Below are 23,099 nucleotides of genomic sequence, written 5' to 3' on the forward strand. Positions count from 1 at the left end.
CCCGCCCTCGTCATGCGGTGCGTCGGGAGCTACGCGCCCGGCGTGCTCGTCGAGTAGACGGTGCCGCCCGAGCTCTGAGCCCGGCGCCCGGCCTGGCGGCGTCCGCCCTGCTGACCGCCCTGACCGCCCTGGCCGCCGCGCGATGCCTGGCGTTCGCCCTGCGAGCCCTGCGAGCGCTGCGACTGCGAGCCGCCCTGGCCGCGTCCGCCCGAGCGCTGGCCCTGAGCCCCGCGATCCTGGCGGCCCTGCTGGGCGTTCTGCCCGTCGGTGCCGGCACCGGCGCCGCGTCCGCGGCCGCCGCGCGAGCGCTTGCGCTTCGCGTTGGCTCCGGTCGACTTGCCCGCACCGGCCGGGTTGTGACCGGCCGCGCGCTGCTGCGCAGCCTGGGCCTCGTTGCGCCTGCGCTCGATCTCGCGCGGGTCGACGCGCGGCGCCACCTCGCCGATGAGCGCGAGCACCTCGGGATCGACGTTGGCCGCGTTCGGGTCGACGTGGCGCGGGGTCACGCGGATCTTGGCGGCGCGCATGATCTGCTTCATCTCGCCGCGCTGCTCGGGCAGCACGAGGGTGACCACGTCGCCCTCGTTGCCGGCGCGCGCGGTGCGGCCGGAGCGGTGCAGGTAGGCCTTGTGCTCGACGGGCGGGTCGATGTGCACGACGAGCTCGACGCCGTCCACGTGCACGCCGCGGGCGGCGACGTCGGTGGCCACGAGCACCTTGGCCTCGCCGCTCACAAACTCAGCGAGGTTGCGATCCCGGGCGTTCTGCGACAGATTGCCCTGCAGCTCGACCGCGGGGATGCCGCGCGCCGTGAGCTGCTTGGCCAGCTTCTTGGCCTGGTGCTTCATGCGGGTGAAGAAGATGCGGCGCGCGGTGCCGCTCGCGAGCGCCTCGATGAGCGCGTCCTTCTGATCCTTGCCGGACACCTCGAAGACGTGGTGGGTGAGCTGCGGCACGGGGCTCTCGGCGCTGTCGACCGAGTGCAGGATCGGGTTGTGCAGGTACTTCTTCACGATGTTGTCGACCCCGTTGTCGAGGGTCGCGCTGAAGAGCAGCCGCTGGCCCTGCTTGGGGGTCTTGTTGAGGATCCGCGTGACGACGGGCAGGAAGCCCATGTCGGCCATGTGGTCGGCCTCGTCGAGCACGGTGATCTCGACCGATCCGAGATCGACGAGGCCCTGCTTCATGAGGTCGTCGAGGCGTCCGGGAGCGGCCACGACGATGTCGACGCCCGCCTCGAGCGCGGCCTCCTGGCGGCGCTGCGGGATCCCGCCGAAGATCGTGGTGACCTTGACGCCCACGGGATCCGCGAGCATCTTGATCGTCTCGGCGATCTGGGTCACGAGCTCGCGGGTGGGAGCGAGTACGATCGCGCGCGGACGGCTCGGACGGCGCTTGGCCTGCGCGCCGTCGGCGAGGTTCGCGACGAGCGGGATGCCGAAGGCGATGGTCTTGCCGGAGCCGGTGCGGCCGCGGCCGAGCACGTCGCGGCCTGCGAGCGTGTCGGGCAGCGTGTCGCGCTGGATGGGGAAGGGGGAGGACTTGCCGTTCTTCTCGAGCGCGTGCGCGATGGGCTCGGGCACGCCGAGCTCGATGAAGGAGGGCGAAGTGATGGCCTGCGTGGTCACGTGGACCTTTCATGCTGGAGCAGCGCTGCGCGAGGGCACCTCTCGAGGGAGGGTGCCCTGAGGGGGACCGCGGTATCGCGGATTGCCGTGCGTCGCTGCCGAAATGTCGAGTGCGCGGGCTCGCGCATCCGTTCGCCGCGGATCGGGCCGAACGGCGCCCAGGCTCGTGGTGCGAGCGGGCGGTGCGGTGAATGCGACGCGGGGCGCGAAAAAGCGCCACCTCGGCAAGCTTAGCCCAAGAACGGCTTCGATGGGCTGTGAAGTTCAGCCGGACGGGATCGGCTCGCCGTTCAGGCGCAGCCAGATCCACAGTCGTGCGGGCGGATGATCGAGGTCGATCCCGAGCTCGGTGCGGATCGTCTCGAGGCGGTAGCGGACGGTGTTCTGGTGGATGTGGAGCTCCGCAGCCGCCAGCCGTACGCTGCCCTGATGGGCGAGCACCGCGAGCAGCGTCTCGGCGAGCCGGCTCTGGTGCTCGCGGTCGTGGGCGAGGATCCGCTCGGCATCGTCGCCCTCGAGCAGTTCGGAGTCCTGCAGCAGCTCGCGGACTCGCGCCAGCCCGAGTTCGGCGTGCACCTCGGAGAACTCGGCCACGACCCGTTCGGCGTCGCCGTCCGCGGGCCCCGGCTGCGCGGCGAGGAGGCGGCTGATGCTCGCCGCGTCCCGATACGAGCGGGGGATCAGCGTCTGCGTGTGGGCGACCCGGCCGATCCCGGCGAGCGCGCCGCCGCGGGAGATGCGGGTGATGCGGTCGGCGAAGAGCCGGATGAGGGATGCGTCGCCGCTGCCGAGGAGTGCGACGACCACCCCGTCGAGCATGGCGCAGTGGGACCAGGCGAACTGGCCCCGCGCAGTGGTCGCCGCCTGGTGCAGGAGCTGCTGGGCCCCGAGCACGGGGTTCGAGCCCCCGATGTCGAGCAGCCGGAAGCAGACCACGGTGTGCGCCGAGCCGGGATCGAGACCGAGCTGGGCAGCCGCCGCGGGGCGGCTCTTCGCGTCCTCGAAGAGCGCGCGGACGAGGTCGGTGCTCCGCCGCTCATCGGCGTGCGCCGTCTCGCGGGCCCGCAGCATGTGGTGCGAGACGAGCGGCTCAACGGAGTCGAGGAACCGGCGGGTCTCTTCGGCTCCGTTCGGATCGACCTGGATGATCCACACGGTGCCGAGGAGCTCGCCGGCCGCGCGGACCGGGAGCGCGACCCTCCCGTACTGCGAACCGCTGTCATCGAAGAAGAGGGCCGAGGGCGAGGCTGCGAGCTGCCGGAACTGGGAGTCCGAGCGCGGATGGTGGCCCTCGTGCAGGGCGAGTGTGGTCGATCTGCGGAGCGCGTCGATCGGCTGGTCGGCGTGGGTCGAGTATCCGACGACTCGCCCGGCGGTGTCGACGAGGCTGACGGCGCCGCCCGCCAGGGCGGCCAGGGTGTTCGCGAGCGCGAAGAGATCGCCCTGTCTGATCCCGCTTGCCGCGAGACGCGAGTCGCCCGCTCCGAGCACCCGGAGCGATCGCGCGGTGTCGGCCCAGTCGGCGTCGTGCTCGAGCAGCAGCAGGGCGTCTGCGAGCTCGGGGGCCAGCGGCGGAATATCGGATTCGGGTCGCTTAATGACGACCCCGGCGGCACCGCCGGCGCGCAGCTCCCGCAGACGGGTCTCGAACTCCTGATGCCCGGGATCCAGGCCCGGCGCGAGCACCAGCCGGTCCGCATAGCGGCGCCCGGGAGCCCCGGTCTCGAGGAAGACGCAGTCGAGGTACGACCGACCGGTCGCCGAGGAGGAGGGCGTCGCGGCGACGAGGGCGCCGCCCAGCAGGTCGAGAGCATCGCCGATGAGCGGGGCCGCAGGTGAGCCCGGCGCGATATCCATCATGCGATTCTCCAATCATCGGTACCGATTCATGGAGAATACTCCATGTCGATCGCGGCCGCGGCCCAGCACACTGTGTGGAGTCCAACTGCAATCGAGGGAGAGCAATGATGCACCTGACCACTCGTACCCGCGTATTCGCCGGTGTCGCGGCGACACTCGTCGCCGGCACCGCGCTGACGGCCTGCAGCCCCGATACCGCCGCGGCACCGGGATCCGATGCGAACTCGACCTCGGAGGCGGTGAGCATCGACGTGGTTCCGGAGGCGGCCGGTCTGCTCCCCGCCGCAGTCGAAGAGGCGGGCGTGCTGCGCGTCGCGATCCCGACCAACGAGCCGCCCACCCAGTTCTACCGGGAGGGCACTCAGGAGATGACGGGCCTCAACCCCGATATCGCCGCCCTGGTCGCGGACGCGCTCGGGCTGAGGCTCGAAGTGGTCGTGAGCAACTTCGATTCGATCATCCCCGGCCTCGCCGCGAACCGCTTCGACATGACCGTCTCGTCGATGACCCCCACCGAGGAGCGCATGGAGCAGCTCGATTTCGTCGAGTACGTCGACATGGGCAGCGCGATCGTCGTGCCCGAGGGCAACCCGGACGGGATCGACTTCGACGCGCTGTGCGGCAAGCGCGTCGCCGTGCTGACGGGCTCGTACCAGCTCACCGTGCAGATCCCGGATCTCGACGCGGCCTGCGAGGCGGCCGGCGAGCAGCCGCTGCAGATCCAGCAGTTCCAGGACACCCGTCAGGCCATCAGCTCGCTCGTGAGCGACCGCAGCGACGCGGTCTACGCCGACGGACCGATCCTCAGCTACGCGGCGCTGCAGAACCCCGACATCGAGGTGGCGGGGGAGAACGACATCGCTCCCGTGGGCATCGGCATCACCAAGGACAACGGGCTGCTCGAACCGGTGGAGGCGGCGATGACCGCGATCCTGGAGTCTCCCGAGTACCTCGAGGTGCTGCGGGCCTACGGCCTGGAGTCGATGGCCATCGCCGAAGCCCGCGTCAACGTGCCGCAGTGAGCGAGCGCATCGCCATGTCGAGCATCGCAGACACCCCGACGCAGGTGCAGTCCACGCTGAACTCCCTCGAGATCCAGCCGCGCAAGCGCTGGCTCCCGATCCTCGGGGCCGCCGTGGTCCTGTTCGTCGTCGTCGCCGCGCTCTGGGACGTCGCCACCAATGAACGCTTCCGGTGGCCGGTCGTGCTCGAGTACCTCTTCAACCCGCAGATCATCGCCGGTGTCGGACTGACGCTCGTGCTGACCGTCGTCTCGATGGCCATCGGCATCGTCCTCGGCATCGTGCTCGCGATCATGCGGCTCGCGAAGAACCCGACCTTCTCGCTGGTCGCCCGCGGCTACATCTGGTTCTTCCGGGGAACCCCGCTGCTCGTGCAGCTGATCTTCTGGTACAACATCGCCGCGCTGTACCCGGTCATCGCGCTGGGGCTGCCGTTCGGCGGGCCGAGCGTGCCGATCGGCGAGGCGAACGTGCTCATCACGCCGCTCACCGCCGCGCTGCTGGGACTCGCGCTCAACGAGGCCGCCTACATGGCGGAGATCATCCGCAGCGGGATCCAGTCGGTCGACGAGGGGCAGCGCGATGCCGGCCGCGCGATCGGCATGACGAACGCGAAGCTCATGTGGCGGGTGGTGCTGCCCCAGGCGATGCGCATCGTGATCCCGCCCACCGGGAATCAGGTCATCTCGATGCTGAAGGGCACCTCGCTCGTGAGCGTGCTCGCGATCTCCGACCTGCTCTACTCGGCGCAGATCATCTACGCGCTCAACTATCAGACGATCCCGCTGCTGCTCGTGGCGTGCGTCTGGTATCTCGCGATGACCTCGGCGCTCACGGCGGTGCAGGGCCGGCTCGAGGCCCGGTACGGGCGGGGATTCCAGCCGCGCAGCGCCAAGAGCGCGAGGAGGGCCGAGCGGTCCGCCCGGTCCGCCGACGCGGCTTCGACCGGAGAGATTTCGGCCGGCGCGCCGGCCGTGACGAAGGAGCTGTCATGAGCACGAACATGGTCGAGATCCGGGGACTCCGCAAGGCGTTCCACGGCAACGTGGTGCTCGAGGACGTGTCGCTCTCGGTGCCGCCGGGGTCGGTCACCTGCCTGATCGGCCCCTCCGGGTCGGGGAAGACGACCCTGCTGCGCTGCGTGAACCGCCTCGAGGAGATCGACGCGGGGATCCTGATGGTCGACGGCGAGATGGTGGGTGCCGAGCGGCGCGGCGGCAGGCTGGTGGAGGCGCGCCCCGCGGCGATCGCCAGGTCGCGACGGCAGACCGGGATGGTGTTCCAGCGGTTCAACCTGTTCCCGCACCGCACCGTCCTCGAGAACGTGATCGAGGGGCCGGTGCAGGTGCTGCGGCGCCCCGTCGCCGACGCGAAGCGGGAGGCGATGGCGCTGCTCGAACGGGTCGGGTTGGCGCACCGGGCCGAGGCCTACCCGCAGGAGCTCTCGGGCGGCCAGCAGCAGCGGATCGCGATCGCACGGGCGCTGGCGATGCAGCCGAAGCTCCTGCTGTTCGACGAGCCGACGTCGGCGCTGGATCCCGAGCTCGTCGGCGAGGTGCTCGCCGTGATGCGGGATCTCGCCGCGGAGGGGATGACGATGCTGGTCGTCACCCATGAACTGGGGTTCGCGCGGGAGGTCGCGGATCAGGTCGTGTTCATGGACGGCGGTGTGGTGGTCGAGAGCGGATCGCCCGGGGACGTGCTCGGGAACCCGCAGCAGGAGCGCACGCGCGGCTTCCTCGCCCGGGTGCTCGATTAGGAACGCAGGAGGAAGACAGCAGTGAACAAGAAGATGTTCAGCGTCGAGCAGGTGCGACGGCGGGCCCGCGCGCGGCTGCCGCGGATGGTGTTCGACTTCATCGAGGGCGGTGCGCTCGACGAGCACACGCTGCGGCGCAATCGGGTCGCCTTCGAGAGCGCGGTGCTGCGGCAGCGGATCCTCGTCGATCTCGAGGAGACCTCCACGGCCGCTCGGGTGCTCGGCCACGATTTCAGCATCCCGATGGTGGTCTCGCCGATGGGCCTGCTGACCGTGTGCCACCCCGATGCGGACACCGCGGTGGCCGCGGCGGCATCCGCGGCGGGGAGCCTCATGATCCACAGCCCGTGGTCGGGAGTCTCGATCGAGGAGACCCACGAGGCCGCCGGTGGCCGCCTCTGGGAGCAGATCTCGTTCTGGAAGCAGCCGGAGGAGACCGAGCGCCACCTGGCGCGGGCCCGCAACCTCGGCATCGACACGATCGTCGTCGCCGGAGACGTCGCGGTGTCGAGCAAACGGGAGCGGGATCTGCGGCACGGCACTTCGATGCCGCCGAGGCCTCCGTTGCGCGACGTCCTCGACGTGGCGCTGCACCCCGGGTGGGTGGCGCGCTGGCTCGGCGGCCGGAAGATGACCTGGGGCAGCTACGAGATCGCCGGGCGGCCCATCCGGATGTCGGAGATGGAGCCCTGGATGGAGCGCAACGAGAACCGCCGCGCGACCTGGGAGGACGTGGCCCGGCTACGGCGCCGGTGGGACGGACGGCTGCTCGTGAAGGGGATCATGACACCCGAGGATGCTGAGCTGGCGCTCGGCCACGGCGCCGACGGGGTCTTCGTCTCCAACCACGGCGGGCGCCAGTTCGACGGGCAGCCGAGCACCCTCGAGGTGCTCCCCTCGATCGCCGAGACCGTGAACGGCCGGGGAGCCGTCATCGTCGACGGCGGGATCAGGCGGGGCTCCGACATCGTCGCGGCGCTCTCGGCGGGCGCCGACCTCGTCGCGGGAGGCCGGCCCTTCGCCTACGGGCTCTCGGCGGCCGGTCGCGCCGGGGTGGATCGAGTGTTCGGGATCCTCGCCGACGAACTCGGCACCGCGATGGGCTTCGCGGGGGCGAGCCGCGTCTCGCAGCTCCGCGGCCGGGAACCGCGCGCGGCGGGGGAGCGGGAGCTCTCCGAGGCGTTGGGGTAGCGGCGCTGCGGCGGCTGCGGCCGCTGCGGCTGCTGCGCCCGGCGGCGCGGCGGCGCGTGCGCCTGGCGGAGTGGCGCGGCGGCGCGTGCGCCGTCCCCGGCGCGGTGGGGGCCGGTGTTTCTGCTGAATTGCAGAACATCCGGGGTTCTGCACGGGCGGGCTCGCCCGCGTCGTCGCGGGTGCATCTGGCATGATCGCTGCATGGGACGCATTCACATCCGCGAATTTCACGACGACGACCTCGACGCGGTCGTCCGCCTGTGGTGGGAGGCCCGATCCTCATCGGAGCAGCCCGTGTACTCGCTCGCCGAGGTCACGGCCTCCTGCCGCGAGGATCACGCCGTGGTCGCGGTGCGCGACGAGGTGATCGTGGCCGCCGCCGTGGGGCGCGCGGCGCACGCGCAGGGCTGGATCGTGTTCTTCGGGATCTCGGAGGACGCGCGGTCGGAGAACGTCTCGGGCGCCCTGCTCGACGCCCTCGAGCGCAAGATGGCTCCGCTCGGCCTCTCCACGCTCTCAGTGCTGATGCCGGAGGGGAGCCGTCTCGACCTGCTCACCTCGAACGGCTTCCAGCTGCGCCACAGCCTGCGCTACCTCGAGCGTCAGATGCCGGTGCAGCGGCGCGAGCTCGATCTGCTCAAGGACCTGGGCGGCAGGATCCTGCCCCGCCACCTCTGGGAGAACGTCGCGGGCATGCGCGGCGAGAAGCAGCTGCTCGAGGAGCGCCTGGTCGCTCCGCTCGCGCAGCCCGACCTCGCCGATCGCTACGGCGTGGTGCCGCCGCGCGCGGTGATGCTCTTCGGTCCGCCCGGCACCGGCAAGACGACCTTCGCGAAGGCGGTGGCGTCGCGGCTCGACTGGCCGTTCGTCGAGGTGTTCCCCTCGCGGCTCGGCGACGGGACGAACAGTATGGCGTCGTCGTTGCGCAGCGTGTTCGAGCGCATCGACGAGCTCGAGCACGGCGTGGTGTTCATCGACGAGGTCGAGGAGATCGCCTCGCGGCGCAGCGACCCGCCGACCCCGACGCAGGGCGTGACCAACGAACTGCTCAAGATCGTCGCCGACTTCCGCGCACGCGAGGGCATGCTGCTCATCTGCGCCACCAACTTCGTGCGCGGGCTCGACGCGGCCTTCCTGCGGCACGGGCGCTTCGACTACGTGCTGCCGATCGGACTGCCCGACGCCGAGGCGCGCGAGGCGATCTGGCGCCGCTACGTGCCGTCGGAGATCGCCGCCGAGGTCGACTTCGCGCGGCTGGTGTCGGAGAGCGACGGGCTCACTCCGGCCGACATCGAGTACGCGGCGCGGCGCGCCTCGCAGGAGGCGCTCGCACGAGCCCTCGCCAGCGGGGTCGGGCGCCGGCCCGAGGAACGGGCCGAGCTGACGACGAGCGACTATCTCGCGGCGCTCTCGGTGACCCGCGCGACGGTGTCCGAGGAGCAGCAGGCCGCGTTCCTCGAGGACATCGACGACATCGCCCGGCTGTAGCGGCCGGGAACGGCGACGGGCGTCAGCGGGTCAGCTTTCCGAGGAGGTCGTCCTCGTCACCGGCGGGGGAGGCGTCCGGCGAGACTCCCGCGCCTCCGGAGTCCGCGCCGCGCCGGCTCGCGTCGGCGATCGCGCGCTGGGAGACGATCACCGCGTCTTCGATCACGGCCTCGCCGCGCTCGAGGGCCTGCAGGTTGCGGGCTCGGAGCGCCCGGCCGGTGCGGTCGGCCTCGACGATCGCGCTGCACTGGGCCTTCACGGAGTCGATGACGGTCCAGATCGTCTCCTCGGTGATCACCGGCGCCTGCGAGGCGTTCGCGACCATCTCGACCGACTTCGCGGTCTCCGCGAAGGCGCCCTGGATGAGCTTGTTGGTGCCCTCCTGCACCGAGGCGCCGAGCTCGGCGCCCTCTTTCGCGAAGGCGGCCTGCTGCCAGAGGGCGAGCGACTGCCGCGCCGAGGGGAGGCCCATCGTGCGGAAGGTCGCGAGCCGGCGCCTCAGCGCGAACGTGGTGACGATGAGGTTGCGCGTCGCGGGTGCGTGGGCGAAGCCCAGGAAGAACTGCGAACGCCAGTCCGACCAGCTCTTCTCGGTCTCGGAGAGCACGAACGACAGCTTGCTGTGGATCTCGCGCAGCTCGCTCGTCGTGATGGTCTCGCCGCGGTACACCACCGACTCCGAGCCCGAGCCCTCAGCGCTGCGCAGGGCGGCATCGGCCTCGTCGAACTCCTTGCGCAGCTCCTCGATGACCTGCTCGAGCGCTGCGAGCACCGCCACGACGTCGTCCATGTGGGCGAGGGTCTGCTTGTGGAGCAGCTGGCCGCGCGTGATGTTGTCGGCCAGCGCCGACTCCATCTCCTGCAGCTTGACCTCGGCCAGGTCGATCTTGTCGGTGATGGGCTTCGACTCGCGGATCATCGTCGTCAGCGTGTAGCGGCCCTTCTTGAACCAGCCCACGACGGTGTCGACCGCGTTCTCCAGCTTCTGCGACCGCCACTTCTTCTCGAAGCCGTCCATCGTGCGCAGCATGTCGTTGACGACGGCATCGGCCTCGGGCACCTTGATGTCGCGCTGCGCCTCCAGCAGCTGCACCGACGCGCTGTTCATCTTCTCCATGACCGGCCCGCCGAAGGTGACGATCTGGTTCACGTCCTCGGTGAACTTGCGGGCCAGGGCCGGCGCCCCGCGCCGCAGGTCGTCGAGCTGCTTCTCCGTGAGCAGGCTGCGGAACCTGAAGGCGGCCTCCTGCGGATCCGTGACGCCGACCTCGGAGGTCGGAACCTCGGCGATCGCGAGCTCCAGTGGCGAGCCCTGCACCTCTGTGCTCTGGGTATCGCCGGGCTCCAAGAGCGCGGCGAAATCGACTGCAACGGTCTGCTCTGACATCGGTCTCCTCCAATGACGGTGTGCGGTGAGAATGTGGTGAAGTGCGGTGGTCTGCTGGATCGCGAGCCCGGTTCAGCCGGCTCGTCGGCGGGGCGTCACGGCTCCCGATCGCCGTAGATGTCGGACAGCCTGGCGCCGTTCTGCGGGCGCGTGAGCGATTCGAGCGCGACCCTGAACTCGATGTCGCGGGACTCGCTCAGCTGCCGGATGTTCTCGACGACCTCGCGATCGACCGCGTCGACGGCCCCCAGCACCTGCGCGATGCGCTGCTCGGGATCGCTCCAGTACCCGGGCTTGGTCAGGAGATCGCCGTAGTAGTCCTCGGAGAGGAGCGAGGCGAGCTTCGTGAGGGTCTCGGCGTACCGCGAGACGAGGAGGCGCTGCTGCTGCTCGGGCCCCTGCTGCGCGCGGGCGAAGAGGTCGGAGAGGTGCTCGAGGAGCGGCCGGAGGTTCCCGCTGCGATCCGAGCCGGCCCCGCGGCCCGCCAGGCCGGGCAGGTACTCCGAGACCGCGCCGATGAGGGGGGCCGCTGCGGCACCGGGCCGGGCCGGACCGCCGCCGTAGAGGCCCGCGAAGAACCGGAGCTCGTGGAGCGCGCGGGCGAGGGTCGTGCCGTTGGCCTCGTCGATGGCGCGGAGCTGCTCCGCGGCGAGGCCGGGCCCCGAGGGCTGGACGGATGCGCCGGCGCGAGCGCCGCGGCGGGGCCTCCAGGACACGGCGAGCGTCGCCGGGAGCGGGTGCCGGGTCTCGCGCCCGGCGAGGCCGAGCGGGCCCCTGGCGCGCACGGCGATGAATCCGCTGCGAAGCGTGCCCCGGCGTCTCGGCGCGAGGGCGAACGGAATGCTGAGGGGCTCACCGGGTGGCGCCACGACCGGGATCCACGGGGACGGCGAGGAACTCGCGGGGGCGCTCCCCGGGGGATGCCCGGCACTCGCCCGCAGGAGCGCGTGCTTGGGCCAGGTGTCCTGCACCGCGCCTCGGATCGCCCGGGTCCCGACGTTCCGCAGCCCGATGAGCATCTGCACGGGCTCGTCGCGCAGAGCGGCCGACGGCCCCCTGCGGGAGACCTCGACCTGTCGCGGGCTGGGTGTCAGTGCGATGTCAGCGGCCGCCGCCAGGCCGCACAGCGCGGCCCAGCCTCCGAGGGCGGCGAGCACCGGCACGCCGATCAGGCCGAGCAGTGCGGCGGGGCCGGCGCCCAGGAGCGCGATGGCGGCGAACCGGGGGGTGAGGAATATCTTGCTCATGCCGCCTCCGCTACTGCTTCGGGCGGTCGGTGTAGACGTCCGAGAGCTTCGCCTCGGCGACGGTTCTGGTGAGCGCGTCGAGCGCGACCTTGAACTCGAGGTCGCGCGACTCGTTCACCTGCTTGATGTTCTCGACGGCCTGCAGATCGACCGAGTCGACGGCGTGCCGCACCTGATCCAGACGGCTCTCAGCGTCGTTCCAGAACCGCGGGTTGCGCGTGATATCGCCGTAGTAGTCGTCCCCGAGGGCCTTCAGCAGCTTGGAGAGCGTGTCCTTGTACTGCGCCTGCAGCAGCCGGGTCTGCTGCTCCGTGCCGCGCCTGCGCACCCGGATCATCAGTTCGGACACGTGGTCGGCCAGGGCGGAGATCCGGGCCCCGATGTCCGGGTAGACCGCGGCGCGCTCGCGCAACTCGGCGATGGACTCCCGCACGAACTCGCCGTTCTCGCCGCTCAGCGCGGCGGCCAGCTCTTTCTCCACGCGCCGGGATCCCGCGATCCCGCGATCCCGCCGGGCCCCGCGCCGCTTCCGCGCGAGCATCGCGAGGCCGCCGGCGATGACGAGAACCGTGACGAGGGCGGCCCCGCCGATCACGAGCCCGCCGCTCACCGGGGACTCGGCCGGCGCCTGGGCGCTGCCGGGGGTCAGCGTGTGGCCGATCGCCGCGACGGCGACGCCGCCGTCGGCCTCGGACTGGGAGTAGAGCGCCTCGGTGATGGCCGTCGCGTCGCCGTCTGAGGCCACGGCGAAGCGGTCCCTGGCCGGGTGATCCTCGATCACGATGACGGTGTCGGATCCGGTGGCGTCCTTGACCTGCGAGGCCAGGGTGCTCGAGGGCACGTTCTCGGCCTGGTTCGGCTGCGGGATCACGATCACCCGCACCCCGTCGGGCAGCGCGTTCCCGAGTTCGGATGCGTTCGAGATCGAGGCGCCGTCGAACTGGCAGACGGTGCGGTCGCCGCAGGCCGCGACGACCTCGTCGGGGTCGGTGACCGCGAGTGCCGGAGCGGCCAGGGCGAGTGCGGACGCACCGGCGAGCGCGAGGCCGGCGAGGCTCGCGGTCAGGGTCGCTGTGATGGGTCGCACGATTGCCGTCTAGAAGTTGTTCATGACCGACTGGAAGGTCTCGGTGATCTTGGTCGGGTCGGAGGCGTTGAAGACCTGTCCGCCCGAGGCGCGCGCGAGCTTCTCGAGCGACTCGATGTCGGCGCCCTCGGAATACGCGATCGCGAAGATGCGGACGGGCTTGTTGTTGCCGCCCTCCTTCTGGTCGGCGTTGATCTTCTGGATCAGCGATTCGAGCCGGATCACGGAGTCCGTGTCCTCGCCGTCGGAGAGGACGACGATGGCGTTGATGCGGCCGGTCTCGGCGTGCCCCTTCATGTAGTCGTAGGCCGTCGCGATCGCGTCGTAGAGGGGCGTGCCGGCGCGCTGGCTGTGGGCGAGATCCCTGATGTCGTCCTGCAGGCCCTCCTTGTCGCCTCCGAGCGGCCCGAAGGGGCGCACTACGCCGATCCCGTCGACCTGCTCGTCATCGATCTGCGAGGTGAGTCCGGTGGTGAAGGCCCACACGCCGATCTCGTCGGTGGAGCGGACCTGCCCGAGCGTGGTGGTCGCGCCCTCGATGGCGCCATCCAATCGGGTGCGGTTGCCCCCGATGCTCTCATCCATCGACCCCGAGATGTCGATGACCTGCAGGATCGCCGAGGGCTTGCGGATCAGGGACCACTGGTCGATCGCGGCCGACACCACCTCCGGGGAGGGCTGCGGCAGCGAGAGCGCGGGCTGCTCCGGGTCGATGCCCACGTCGGAGTTGAGGTGGGCGCTGACGTCGATGCCGTCGTCGAGCGGGCGGAAACCGTACTTCGGGAGCTCCTGCTGCGCCTCGGCGGTGTGGAGGAACCGCACGAAGGCATCGGCGGCGACGCTCTGCTCGGGCGTCACCCAGTCGGCGTCGAGCACGACGGCGGGGTTGTCGCTCCACATCGACCCCTCGCTCGGGTAGATCGCGACGAGCTTCTCATCGGGAGGCGTCAGCACCTCGCCCGGCTGCACCGTGTGCGAGTCGGGGTTGCCGATGTTGTAGTTGTAGAGGGAGGTCTCCTCGAGCGCGATCGCGCTGACGTAGGACGAGCCGCTGCCGGTGGTCCTGTCGACCAGGTTCTGCAGCACCTTGCCCGTGGTGTCGCCGTAGTGGATCGCCCCCGACTCGAACACGCGCGAGAAGTCCTCGGCCTCGGCGATATCAGCCGTGGTCAGGTCCTGCGTCTTGCCGGTAGCGGCGTAGGCCTGCATCAGCAGCGTGGACATGCCGGTGGTCGAGCTGTTCGGATTCGTCTTCGCGATCTTGAAGGAACCCCACATCGGCTTGCCGACCGCACCCCAGCCTTCGGGATCCGAGATCAGGTCGTGGATATCGGTGAGGCCGATCTCCGCTCCCGGATACCCCAGCGCCTTCGCCATCGACTCGGGGATCCCGAAGACCACGGGGGTCTTCGCGAAGCTCTCGGCGCCGGCGACGACGCGCTCACCGGCGATGGAGGCGACGCGGTCGGTCCAGACGGTCGAAGCGGGCGACCAGATCGACGGCGCGGTCTCGTCGCCGAGCGCCCAGGTCTTCGTGGAGTCGGAGAGGTACTGGGCGGCCTTGCCCGAGGCGACGTTGATGGGGTGCACCGTCGCGCACTGGTCCAGGCCCTCGTGCTCGGCGGAGTCCTTGAACTGCTGCCCGAGCTCCTCCATGAGGTTGACCTTCTCGGAGGAGGTCGCGACGATCACCGATGTGCAGCCGTCATCGGCGAAGCCGCCGGACTGCGCGCCCCCGGACTGGGAGCCCCCGGCGGTGCAGCCGGAGAGCACGAGGGCGAGGGAGCCGGCGAGCGCGACGGCTCCGATGAGCTTGCGATGGAGTGCGCGATAGGACACGGTCTGCGAGATCCTCTCCCCGATGCGAGTGTGCGTTCTCAGCCTATGCCACACCGGTGGGTGCAGTGGCGCCCCGCAGCCGCCGGTTCGCTGAGAGCGCGCGGGCGCTGCGCTGCGCGAGGACGGATGTCCGAGGGGGCCGGTAGGTTCGGAGAGCGGGATCCCCATCCCGGAGAGGAGGCGGCCGTGTTCGTGCAGAGACGATCCGAGGCGAGCGGGAGCGGTGCGGGAACGCACCGGATCGTGACGAGCGCGAGCGACCTCGCCGCCGCGAGCGCGTGCGAGTTCGCGTTCCTGCGGCGGGTGGACGCGAAGCTCGGCCGCGATGTCGAGGTGCCGCCCGACGACGATCCGATGCTGGCGCGGGCCGCGCGGCTCGGCGACGCGCATGAGGAGCGCACGCTCGAGGCGTACCGGGCGCGCTGGGGTGCCGGATCGGCGGGCGCGCCGGGCGGCGTCGTCGAGATTCCGCGGCCCGACTCGATGCACGAGGAGCATCTGATGGACGTGGCGGCGCAGACCCGGGAGGCGCTGCTCGGGCGGGCCGACGTGGTGTTCCAGGCCACCTTCTTCGATCCCGCGCAGAGGCCGTCCGGCGCCCCCCGTCATCCTGCGGTCGTGACGGAATCCCCCCGTCATCCTGCGGCCGCGGAGCGGATCGCAGGATCCACCCGCGACCCCGAGATCGGCTTCGTCGGCTTCGCCGACTTCCTGCAGCTGGGCCCCGACGGCGCCTACGAGGTGCAGGACACGAAACTCGCCCGCCGCGCCAAGGTCACCGCGCTGATGCAACTCGCGGCCTACGCCGAACAGCTCGAGCGCATCGGCGTGCCGGTGTCGCCCGAGGCGGTGCTGATCCTCGGCGACGGGGCCCGATCCCGCCATCGGGTCGCCGACATCGCACCCGTGTTCCGGCAGCGCCGCGAACGGCTGCATCGCATCCTGCTCGAGCGCTACCGCGAACTCGGACCGGACGGCGGCCGAGAGAGCGCCGCACCGGTGGCCTGGGGCGCGGCCGGGATCTCGGCGTGCGGGCGCTGCGAGGTGTGCGAGCCCGAGGTGGAGCGCACACGCGATCCGCTGCTCATCGCGGGTATCCGGCAGACGCAGCGCGATGCGCTCGTCGCCGCCGGGCTCGACACCATCGATGCGGTCGCGGCACTGGCCGCGGGCGAGCGCGGGCCTCTCGGAGGGAGCTCCGCCGCCGGCGGGGTCCGCTCCGCCGAGAACAGGATCCGAGGCGTCGACGGCATCGCCGACGCCGCGCTGGAGCGCATCGTGGCGCAGGCCGCGGTGCAGCTCGAGGCGGTGCCGGGAGAGCGGCCACCGGTGCGGGTGATCGACGCGGCCGCGCTCGCCGCGATTCCGCAGCCGGACGAGGGAGATCTCTTCTTCGACTTCGAGGGCGACCCCATGTACCGGGAGCCCGGCTCCGACGAGACCGCGAGGTGGGGCATCGACTACCTCTTCGGTATGATCGACGCGCGCGAGGCCTTCACACCGCTGTGGGCCCACGATCTCGAGGCCGAGAAGCGGGCGCTGCTCGAGTTCCTCGCGCTCGTCGCCGAGCGGCGCGAGCGCTACCCGGGCATGCGCATCTACCACTACGCGGCGTACGAGCGCACCCACCTGCTGAGCATCGCGGCGAGACACGGCGTCGGAGAGGCGGAGGTCGATCGGCTGCTGCGCGAGCACGTGCTCGTCGATCTCTACCCCGTCGTGCGCCGTGCGCTCCGTGTCGGTTCCCGCTCCTACTCGATCAAGAAGCTCGAACCGCTGTACATGGGGGAGCAGCTGCGCGACGAGGACGGCGTGACGAGCGGAGCCCAATCGGTCACCGAGTACGCGGAGGCGAGCGAGCAGCTCGCGTCCGACGATGATGCCGAGCGAGCCGAGGGGCGGCGGCGGCTCGAGGCGATCGCCGACTACAACCGCTACGACTGCCTGTCGACGCTGCGACTGCGCGACTGGCTGCTCGGCATCGCCGCCGCGCACGGGGTGAGCCCGTACCCGTCGAACGCGGTGGAGGAGGAGCAGAGCCCCGAGCTCGAGCTCAGCGCGGTGGCCGCCGCGCTCGCCGCCCACGCCGTCGCTGCGCCCTCCGAAGAGGACCGCACCGCGGCCGCCCTCGCCGCGAGCGCGATCGACTACCACCAGCGCGAGCAGAAGGCGTTCTGGTGGGCGCACTTCGCGCGGCTCGTCGACCCCGTCGAGGACTGGGCGGACACCCGCGACGTCATGGTCGTGGATCCTGCCGCCAGCCGGGTGGAGGAGGACTGGTTCGTGCCGCCGCGCGCCCGCGTCGAGCGACGGCACCTGCGCCTGCGCGGCGAGATCGCGCCCGGCAGCAGCCTGCGGAGCGGAGAGGCCTACCTGCTCTACGAGCACCCGGCACCGTTTCCGCAGCCCGGGGCCGCTCCGGGTGCACGTGGTGCGCGCCGCGTCAGGATCATCGACCGGCTCGATGACGGCGTGATCGTCGAGGAGTCCGCGGGTCCGGCGGGGTGCTACGACGTGCTGCCCGTGGCGCTCGTACCCGGCCCGCCGCCGCCCGCCGGCGCGCAGAAGGGGGCCATCGAGGAATGGGGCGCGTCGCTCGCCGCAACTCTCGATCGCGGCGAGTTCCCGCGCGATCCCGTCGTCGACCTCATCCGCCGCACCCGCCCGCGGTTGCCGGGGGACGCGGGGCTCGTCGCACCGGACTCGGAGGAAGCGCTCGCGGCCGTCGGCGGAGAGACGGATGCCGGTACCATCGGCGCCGTCGTCGCCAGTCTGCGCCGCCTCGATCGCAGCTACGTCGCGGTACAGGGGCCGCCGGGCACGGGCAAGACGTATCTCGCGGCGCGCGTGATCCGAGTGCTCGTCGAGCGCCACGGCTGGAGAGTCGGGGTCGTCGCGCAGTCGCATCGGGTGGTCGAGAACGTGCTCGACGGAGTCGTGGCCGCGGGGCTCGATCCGGCCCTCGTGGGCAAGGTAACGCAGGGAGGCTCGCTCGACCCGGACGACGCCGGGCCCGCCTACACGGTGCTGCCGAGAAACGGGCACCAGCGCTTCGCGGCGGGGCACCGCGCCGCGGGCCGCGGCTGCGTGATCGGTGGTACCGCCTGGGACTTCAGCAACGAGGCGCGCTTCGAGCGCCGGGGGCTGGACCTCCTCGTCATCGACGAGGCCGGGCAGTTCTCGCTGGCCCCCACCATCGCGGCCTCGGTCGCCGCCGAACGGATGCTGCTGCTCGGCGATCCGCAGCAGCTGCCGCAGGTGTCGCAGGGCAGCCACCCCGAACCGGTCGACACGTCCGCGCTCGGCTGGCTGCTCGGCGAGCACGGCACCATGCCTCCCGCGCTCGGATACTTCCTCGCCGAGACCCGGCGCATGCGCCCCGAGCTCACCGAGGTCGTCTCCGAGCTCGCCTACGACGGGCGGCTCGGCGCGCACTCCGGCGCCTCGCGGCGCGAAGTGACGGGCGCCGGCCCCTCCGGCCTCGTGTGGCATGCCGTGCGTCACGCCGGCAACGCGACGAGCTCGCCCGAGGAGGCCGCCGAGGTCGTGCGCATCGTGCGCAAGAGCCTGCGCGGTCGGCTGCACGATGGCGGCGGGAGTCGCGCGCTGACGGAGGACGAGCTGATCGTGGTGGCGGCCTACAACGCCCAGGTCGAGTGCGTCTCCGAAGCGCTCGCAGCGGCCGGACACGAACGGGTCCGCGTGGGGACGGTCGACCGCTTCCAGGGGCAGGAGGCGGTGATCGCCATCGTCACCCTCGCGGCCTCCAGCCCCGACGACGTGCCGCGCGGCCTCGAATTCCTGCTCATGCGCAACCGGCTCAACGTCGCCATCAGCCGGGCGCAGTGGGCGGCGCACCTCGTGTCGTCCGATCGTCTGGGCGCGGGGCTGCCGGGCACCCCGGAGGGACTCGCCGCCCTATCCGGCTACCTGCGGCTCACCGAACGCTCGACGCCGACCCCGCACTGAGGCCGGGAGTGCACCCGCGCCACGCATGCACCTCCGCCCCGGCGCGCGGGGCCGTCGGCGGCCGGCGTGATCTTCGCCTGGCTCATCATCTTCCTGCGGTACCTCGACGCCTCGGCCGCGCGTCCGGCTAACGTGGAGGCATGATGAGACCCGGAGGCCCGTTCAAGACACCGCCGTCGCGCCGACTGGATCGCGACACCGCGCTCACGCCGCTCGCCCCGTCGAAGCGGTCCCGCATCCCCGCTTTCGAGGTGATGCGCATCACCGATGAGATCGCTCAGCGCCGTGCCGCCGGTCGCGACGTCGTCTCCCTCTGCGCGGGCGAGCCCAGCGCGAGGCCCACACGGGGCGCACTGAAGCCGGCCGGTTACACCGGTCCGCTCGGCACCGCCCCGCTGCGGGAGGCGATCGCCGGCCACTACCGATCCTGGTACGGCATCGAGGTGGATCCCGAGACCGTCGCCGTCACGACCGGATCGTCCGGAGCCTTCCAGCTGGTCTTCCTCGCGGCCTTCGACCCCGGCGACCGGGTGGCGCTCGTGAGCCCCGGGTACCCCGCCTACCGCAACATCCTGGCGGCGCTCGGCGTGCAGGTCGTCGAGATTCCCGCCGGCCCGGCCACGCGCTATCAGCCGACCCCCGAACTGCTCGACGCGGCGGTGGCCGAGCACGGTCCGCTCGCGGGGCTCGTCATCGCCTCGCCGGCCAACCCGACGGGCACCATGCTCGGCCGTGCAGAGCTGACGGAACTCGTCGCCTGGTGCGCGAGCCGAGGGGTGCGCCTCATCAGCGACGAGATCTACCACGGCATCACCTTCCCGGCGGCCGGCCAACCGGACCGCCGCGGGGTGACGGTCCGCGAACTCGACCCCGACGCGGTGGTCATCAACTCGTTCTCGAAGTACTGGGGCATGACGGGGTGGCGGCTCGGGTGGGCGATCCTGCCGCCCTCGCTCGTCGCACCCTTCGAAGCGCTCGCCTCCAACTTCGCGCTCTCGCCGCCCGCGCCGGCCCAGGAGTTCGCGCTGTCGGCGTTCACCGACGAGAGCTACGCAGAGCGCGACACGATCGTCGACGGCTTCGCGCGAGCGCGGGCGCTGATCCTCGACGCGGCACCGCAGCTGAACTGGGGCACCGCCGCGCCCTCGGACGGCGCGTTCTACTACTACTCCGACCTCGGCCCCCAGCTGGAGCGCTTCGGCGACTCGGTGCGCTACGCGCGGGCCCTGCTCGACGGAGCCGACGTCGCGGTCGTGCCCGGCGTCGACTTCGACCCTTCGACAGGCTCAGGGCAGGGCGCGGGCGACCGCGCGGTGCGGCTCTCCTACGCGGCGGGTGAGGCCGCCGTGGCCGAAGCGCTCGACCGGATCATCCGGTTCCAGCGCTGAGCGCGCGTCTGCTCCGAGGCTCGCTTCGCACGACGACGATCGGGCCTTCGTACGGGGAGCGCGATCTCCAGAACCTGAATTCGGCTCCCACCGGTGTTTCGGACGAGATCGGGTGATTCCATCCGAAACACCGGCGAGAGCCGAAAGAACTGCGCCCCTACGCTCCCAGGCGGATCGGCGTGCCGGCGGCGACCCCGATGCGGCGCTGCAGGGCCGCATCGACGAGTCCGGATCCGGATCCCGTCTCCGCGATCCCGAACTCGCGCAGCACAGCTGCCCCGTCGTCTTCGAGATCCAGCACCACCGCGCTGATGGACTCCGCGAGCGGTCCCTCGAGGCCGGCGACGGCGCGGGACAGCGCCGAGCGGGTCGTGCGGGCGAGCACCGCCGGGTCCTCGTCGCCGGCCGGCACCTCTGCGCTGCAGTAGACGACGCCGTCTCCGGTGACCGCCTCGGCGAGGAGCGCACCGCCGGAGCGGCGCACGCGCACGTCGAGCACACTGCTCGACGAGGTGATCGGAGTGGTCGAGAACGGCAGGGGAATGCCCGAAGGGGCGCCACCGTGATCGTGGCCCTCATGGCCGTGATCGGGTGACGCCCCTCCGAACGTGAACTTCAGATCCATGGGATCCAGAGTACGCCTTCGCGCTTACGCGTTCGCCGCGAGCACGTCCTCGACGCTCGAGTAGGCGAGCTCCGGGAAGGCGTCGGCGACGCCCTTGAAGGTGAGCACGCCGTCGTGGGCGTTGAGGCCGAGAGCGAGCGCGGGATCGGCCTGCAGCGCGGTCGCCCAGCCCTTGTCGGCCAGGGCGACGACGTAGGGGAGGGTCGCGTTGGTGAGCGCGGCGGTCGAAGTCTCGGGCACCGCGCCGGGCATGTTCGCCACGCAGTAGTAGATCGAGTTGTGCACCTGGAAGGTGGGGTCGTCGTGCGTGGTGGGGCGCGAGTTCTCGAAGCAGCCGCCCTGGTCGATGGCGATGTCGACGAGCACCGAGCCCGGCTTCATCTGCGCGACCATCTCGTCGGTGACGAGCTTGGGGGCCTTCTCGCCCGGGATCAGCACGGAGCCGATCACGAGGTCGGCGTCCTTGAGCGCCTCGGTGATGTTGTGCGCGTTCGAGGTGCGGGTCTGGATGCGACCGTTGAACTCGTCCTCGAGCTGCTTGAGGCGGGGGATGAAGATGTCGATGATCGTGACATCGGCGCCCATGCCGTAGGCGATGCGCGCGGCCTGCTCGCCGGCAGCGCCGCCGCCGATGACGACGACCTTGCCGCGACGGGTCGCGGTGACGCCGCCGAGCAGCACGCCGCGGCCGCCGTTGGCCTTCATGAGCGAGTATGCGCCGACCTGCGCCGAGAGGCGGCCCGCGACCTCGGACATCGGGGCGAGCAGGGGCAGCGCGCGGCCGACCTGCACGGTCTCGTAGGCGATGGCCGTGGTGCCCGACTCGAGCACCTTCTCGGTCAGGGTCTTGTCTGCGGCGAGGTGCAGGTAGGTGAAGAGCACCTGACCCTTGCGCATCTTGTCGTACTCGGCCGCGATGGGCTCCTTGACCTTGAGGATCATGTCGGCCTGAGCCCACACATCGTCGGCGCCCTCGATGATCTTCGCCCCGGCGGCGACGTAGTCGGCGTCGGTGATCGCCGAGCCGAGGCCGGCGCCGGCCTGCACGAGCACCTCGTGACCGCGGCGGGCCAGCTCGAAGACGCCGGCCTGCGTGATGGCGACACGGTTCTCGTTGTTCTTGATTTCGGTGGGGATGCCGACGCGCATGATCTGCTCCAGAGATGTTGAATGCGGGTGTGTTCGTGTGCCCGCCAGCGGCCCGCCGCGGGGGCGACTCGCACTGTCAGGATGCCTCCGATTGTGCAGCATATTCGCTTTCCGCAAAAAAAGCACGAATTCTCTTCGGATGTAGTCGCTATTATGGAAGAAATCGAAGCGAAAGGTGGTGCGGGATGTCCGATGGATCGAAGAATCTGCGCCCTGAGGCCGACCTCGACGACGTCGACCGCAAGATCGTGGAGGAACTGCAGGCGAATGGTCGCATCACCAACGCCGAGCTCGCCGAGCGGGTGGGGGTCGCGGCATCGACCTGCATCGCTCGTGTGCGGAGCCTGGTGGCGCGGCGGATCATCACGGGCTTCACGGCGAGCGTCGACCCCCGCGCCATGGGTCTCGGGCTCGAGGTGCTCGTGAGCGTGACGGTGCGCTCCGGCGCGCGGCAGCGCATCGCGGAGATGAGCGACGAACTGCGGGCACTGCCCGAGGTGATGCAGCTCTTCTTCCTGGGAGGGGTCGAGGACTTCATCATCCACCTCGCGGCCCGCGACTCCGATCACGTGCGCGATTTCGTGATGGAGCACCTGTCGGCGCACCCGGCGGTCTCGTCCACGCGCACGAGTATCGTCTTCAGCCACCACCAGAATCCGGTGCGCGTCGAACTCTGACTCGGCGCCGGAATCTCGGCAGGAGAAACGCGGAGTCCCGGATGGCTGCTTCCCAGCTGCCCGTTCCCGCCGGGCCGTCCGGGTGGCCGGGATCCGGAGGCGACCGTAGGCTGGTGCGCAGGCACCCGGGACGGCGGAACCTTCCCGGAACGACGGAGGGAAGCCGGATCATGGCTCGAGCGCTGCTGATCATCGACGTGCAGAACGACTTCACCGAGGGCGGCGCTCTGGGGGTGCGGGGCGGTGCCGCGGTCGCTCAGGGGGTCAGCGATCTGCTGCGCTCCTCGGAGGAGTATGCGCTGGTGATCGCCTCGCGCGACTGGCACGAACCCGAAAGCGACAACGGCGGTCACTTCGCGGCAGCCGGCGCCGATCCCGACTTCGTGACGACCTGGCCCGTGCACTGCGTGCGAGGTTCGGAGGGCGCCGAGTACCATCCCGCGCTCGACATCGACCGCGTCGACGTGCACGTGCGCAAGGGGACGGGCGAGCCGGCGTATTCCGCGTTCGAGGGCGAGACGACCGATGGGCGCTCGCTCGATGAGGTGCTCGCGGAACGCGGCATCGACCGCCTCGACGTCGTCGGCATCGCCACCGACTACTGCGTGCGAGCGTCGGCGCTCGACGCGCTCGGGTCCGGAATCCGGGTGAGGGTGCTCACCGATCTCGTCGCCGGAGTCGCTCCCGAGAGCTCAGCGGCTGCGCTCAAGGAGATGGCGGCAGCGGGGGCCGAATTCGCCTGAGGCGGGCGCTCCGCCGCGCCGAGGGGCTCACCGCCTGCTG

At 71.1% G+C, this 23,099-nt stretch carries 17 protein-coding genes; 9 read left to right on the top strand and 8 right to left on the bottom strand.

Going from position 1 to position 23,099, the window contains the following annotated elements:
- Positions 1-29: 29 nt before the first annotated feature.
- Entirely contained in the window at positions 30-1,628 is a 1,599-nt protein-coding gene (locus AMS65_RS16695; protein WP_075201057.1) for a DEAD/DEAH box helicase, read from the bottom strand.
- A 264-nt stretch (positions 1,629-1,892) separates the two neighbouring features.
- A complete protein-coding gene (locus AMS65_RS16700) occupies positions 1,893-3,485 on the bottom strand; it encodes a PucR family transcriptional regulator (RefSeq protein WP_162231784.1) in 1,593 nt (530 codons plus the stop codon).
- Between the two features lie 110 nt (positions 3,486-3,595).
- Here AMS65_RS16700 and AMS65_RS16705 point away from each other — a divergent pair, with 110 nt between their 5' ends.
- The 5 genes from AMS65_RS16705 to AMS65_RS16725 all read left to right on the top strand — a co-directional run bounded on the left by AMS65_RS16705 (position 3,596) and on the right by AMS65_RS16725 (position 8,948).
- On the top strand, positions 3,596-4,510 hold the full coding sequence (locus tag AMS65_RS16705; protein WP_241489491.1) for an ABC transporter substrate-binding protein: 915 nt from the start codon (positions 3,596-3,598) through the stop codon (positions 4,508-4,510).
- On the top strand, positions 4,507-5,505 hold the full coding sequence (locus AMS65_RS16710) for an amino acid ABC transporter permease (protein ID WP_075201058.1): 999 nt from the start codon (positions 4,507-4,509) through the stop codon (positions 5,503-5,505). Before AMS65_RS16705 ends, AMS65_RS16710 begins: the two co-directional genes overlap by 4 nt.
- Positions 5,502-6,269, top strand: coding sequence for an amino acid ABC transporter ATP-binding protein (locus tag AMS65_RS16715; protein WP_075201059.1), 768 nt, complete (start codon positions 5,502-5,504; stop codon positions 6,267-6,269). The genes AMS65_RS16710 and AMS65_RS16715 overlap by 4 nt, the downstream gene beginning before the upstream one ends.
- Before the next feature lie 21 nt (positions 6,270-6,290).
- A complete protein-coding gene (locus tag AMS65_RS16720) occupies positions 6,291-7,460 on the top strand; it encodes an alpha-hydroxy acid oxidase (protein WP_053385312.1) in 1,170 nt (389 codons plus the stop codon).
- Positions 7,461-7,661: 201 nt separating this feature from the next.
- Positions 7,662-8,948 (top strand): ATP-binding protein, encoded by a 1,287-nt coding sequence (locus AMS65_RS16725; RefSeq protein WP_053385313.1) that lies wholly within the window; start codon positions 7,662-7,664, stop codon positions 8,946-8,948.
- Between the two features lie 22 nt (positions 8,949-8,970).
- On the opposite strand, the gene AMS65_RS16730 is transcribed toward AMS65_RS16725, so the two are convergent.
- The 4 genes from AMS65_RS16730 to AMS65_RS16745 form a co-directional block, all read right to left on the bottom strand.
- Positions 8,971-10,335, bottom strand: a complete 1,365-nt coding sequence (locus AMS65_RS16730; protein ID WP_053385314.1) for a toxic anion resistance protein — start codon at positions 10,333-10,335, stop codon at positions 8,971-8,973.
- Positions 10,336-10,430: 95 nt separating this feature from the next.
- Complete coding sequence (locus tag AMS65_RS16735) at positions 10,431-11,582, bottom strand: hypothetical protein (RefSeq protein ID WP_053385315.1); 1,152 nt, start codon at positions 11,580-11,582, stop codon at positions 10,431-10,433.
- 10 nt (positions 11,583-11,592) lie between these two features.
- On the bottom strand, positions 11,593-12,669 hold the full coding sequence (locus AMS65_RS16740; RefSeq protein WP_053385316.1) for a hypothetical protein: 1,077 nt from the start codon (positions 12,667-12,669) through the stop codon (positions 11,593-11,595).
- A 9-nt stretch (positions 12,670-12,678) separates the two neighbouring features.
- Positions 12,679-14,508, bottom strand: a complete 1,830-nt coding sequence (locus AMS65_RS16745) for a substrate-binding and vWA domain-containing protein (RefSeq protein WP_241489492.1) — start codon at positions 14,506-14,508, stop codon at positions 12,679-12,681.
- 186 nt (positions 14,509-14,694) lie between these two features.
- Here AMS65_RS16745 and AMS65_RS16750 point away from each other — a divergent pair, with 186 nt between their 5' ends.
- The gene (locus tag AMS65_RS16750; RefSeq protein WP_053385317.1) at positions 14,695-18,477 is read left to right on the top strand and encodes a TM0106 family RecB-like putative nuclease; all 3,783 of its coding nucleotides are present in this window, start codon (positions 14,695-14,697) and stop codon (positions 18,475-18,477) included.
- A gap of 140 nt (positions 18,478-18,617) precedes the next feature.
- Positions 18,618-19,865 (top strand): pyridoxal phosphate-dependent aminotransferase, encoded by a 1,248-nt coding sequence (locus AMS65_RS16755; protein ID WP_075201060.1) that lies wholly within the window; start codon positions 18,618-18,620, stop codon positions 19,863-19,865.
- 157 nt (positions 19,866-20,022) lie between these two features.
- Here the strand turns inward: AMS65_RS16755 and AMS65_RS16760 are convergent, their stop codons facing one another.
- A complete protein-coding gene (locus AMS65_RS16760; RefSeq protein ID WP_053385318.1) occupies positions 20,023-20,490 on the bottom strand; it encodes a hypothetical protein in 468 nt (155 codons plus the stop codon).
- Positions 20,491-20,514: 24 nt separating this feature from the next.
- Positions 20,515-21,639: an alanine dehydrogenase gene (ald, locus tag AMS65_RS16765; RefSeq protein ID WP_053385319.1), complete on the bottom strand. Its 1,125-nt coding sequence runs from the start codon at positions 21,637-21,639 to the stop codon at positions 20,515-20,517.
- Positions 21,640-21,824: 185 nt separating this feature from the next.
- Here ald and AMS65_RS16770 point away from each other — a divergent pair, with 185 nt between their 5' ends.
- Positions 21,825-22,316 (top strand): Lrp/AsnC family transcriptional regulator, encoded by a 492-nt coding sequence (locus AMS65_RS16770; RefSeq protein WP_053385320.1) that lies wholly within the window; start codon positions 21,825-21,827, stop codon positions 22,314-22,316.
- Positions 22,317-22,486: 170 nt separating this feature from the next.
- Positions 22,487-23,059: an isochorismatase family protein gene (locus tag AMS65_RS16775; RefSeq protein WP_053385321.1), complete on the top strand. Its 573-nt coding sequence runs from the start codon at positions 22,487-22,489 to the stop codon at positions 23,057-23,059.
- Positions 23,060-23,099: the final 40 nt, after the last annotated feature.

The sequence above is a fragment of the Leucobacter celer subsp. astrifaciens genome (assembly GCF_001273835.1).
Classification (GTDB): domain Bacteria; phylum Actinomycetota; class Actinomycetes; order Actinomycetales; family Microbacteriaceae; genus Leucobacter; species Leucobacter celer.

Excerpts from the sequence above, each read along its gene's own strand:
- AMS65_RS16755 (WP_075201060.1), top strand. The coding sequence starts at position 18,618 with ATGATGAGACCCGGAGGCCCGTTCAAGACACCGCCGTCGCGCCGACTG.
- AMS65_RS16735 (WP_053385315.1), bottom strand. The coding sequence starts at position 11,582 with ATGAGCAAGATATTCCTCACCCCCCGGTTCGCCGCCATCGCGCTCCTG.
- AMS65_RS16760 (WP_053385318.1), bottom strand. The coding sequence starts at position 20,490 with ATGGATCTGAAGTTCACGTTCGGAGGGGCGTCACCCGATCACGGCCAT.
- AMS65_RS16730 (WP_053385314.1), bottom strand. The coding sequence starts at position 10,335 with ATGTCAGAGCAGACCGTTGCAGTCGATTTCGCCGCGCTCTTGGAGCCC.
- AMS65_RS16705 (WP_241489491.1), top strand. The coding sequence starts at position 3,596 with ATGCACCTGACCACTCGTACCCGCGTATTCGCCGGTGTCGCGGCGACA.
- ald (WP_053385319.1), bottom strand. The coding sequence starts at position 21,639 with ATGCGCGTCGGCATCCCCACCGAAATCAAGAACAACGAGAACCGTGTC.
- AMS65_RS16700 (WP_162231784.1), bottom strand. The coding sequence starts at position 3,485 with ATGGATATCGCGCCGGGCTCACCTGCGGCCCCGCTCATCGGCGATGCT.
- AMS65_RS16725 (WP_053385313.1), top strand. The coding sequence starts at position 7,662 with ATGGGACGCATTCACATCCGCGAATTTCACGACGACGACCTCGACGCG.
- AMS65_RS16715 (WP_075201059.1), top strand. The coding sequence starts at position 5,502 with ATGAGCACGAACATGGTCGAGATCCGGGGACTCCGCAAGGCGTTCCAC.
- AMS65_RS16775 (WP_053385321.1), top strand. The coding sequence starts at position 22,487 with ATGGCTCGAGCGCTGCTGATCATCGACGTGCAGAACGACTTCACCGAG.
- AMS65_RS16770 (WP_053385320.1), top strand. The coding sequence starts at position 21,825 with ATGTCCGATGGATCGAAGAATCTGCGCCCTGAGGCCGACCTCGACGAC.